This window comes from Mycolicibacterium pyrenivorans, from assembly GCF_025821625.1.
GTDB classification, from domain to species: domain Bacteria; phylum Actinomycetota; class Actinomycetes; order Mycobacteriales; family Mycobacteriaceae; genus Mycobacterium; species Mycobacterium pyrenivorans.
In genome coordinates, this window is the sequence record NZ_JACKSH010000230.1 from 1 (window position 1) to 420 (window position 420).

General features: G+C 67.6%; 1 protein-coding gene. It reads left to right on the plus strand.

Features of this window, described 5'->3' with window-relative positions:
* A partial coding sequence (locus H7I57_RS24695) for a prolipoprotein diacylglyceryl transferase family protein (protein ID WP_264026745.1) occupies positions 1–420 on the plus strand: 420 nt, incomplete at both ends.

Here is a 420-nt window from a genome sequence, read left to right on the forward strand (position 1 = left end):
CTATGCGCTCTGCATCATCACCGGCATCATCGCCGCGCTGATCATCGGCGATCGCCGATGGGTCGCGCGCGGTGGTGAACCGGGAGTCATCTACGACATCGCGTTGTGGACGGTGCCGTTCGGTCTCATCGGTGGCCGCCTGTACCACCTGATGACCGACTGGCGCACGTACTTCGCCGAGGGCGGTGCAGGTATCGGGGCAGCCGTCCGGATCTGGGACGGCGGCCTGGGCATCTGGGGTGCGGTCGCGCTCGGTGGCGTCGGCGCATGGATCGGCTGCCGCCGGCACGGAATTCCGCTGCCGGCTTTTGGTGATGCCATCGCACCCGGGGTGATCCTGGCTCAGGCCATCGGCCGGCTGGGAAACTACTTCAACCAGGAGCTGTACGGCCGCCCGACCGATCTGCCGTGGGGCCTGGA